General features: G+C 49.2%; 1 protein-coding gene. It reads left to right on the top strand.

Annotated features, from left to right (window positions below; translation table 11 throughout):
- A partial coding sequence (locus IEQ44_RS17425; RefSeq protein WP_227487699.1) for a hypothetical protein occupies positions 1 to 246 on the top strand: 246 nt, incomplete at both ends.

Genomic DNA, 246 nt, shown 5'->3' with positions numbered 1-246 from the left:
CACAGCTGCATTGACAAAAGCCCAAGCAGAAAGGAGTCAAAAAGACCTCCTACTGGCCACCAAGGAGAAGGACGCTCAGCGTCAAGAAGTCAAGCCAACTCCAACTCTTCCAAGAAGAAAAGGCTGTGTTAAAGGTCTGAAAGCCTGTTCCCTGCTCAAATTGGTGACATTCATTGCCTGGGTCTGGTGGGCTGCCAAGCAGTGGCTCAAGAAAAAGACACATGTCCCTAAACAGTCAAAGTGGGA

Origin of the sequence: Nocardioides malaquae, from assembly GCF_015070385.1 — a bacterium.
Taxonomy (GTDB): domain Bacteria; phylum Actinomycetota; class Actinomycetes; order Propionibacteriales; family Nocardioidaceae; genus Nocardioides; species Nocardioides malaquae.
This window is presented reverse-complemented; position numbering and strand designations above follow the sequence as displayed.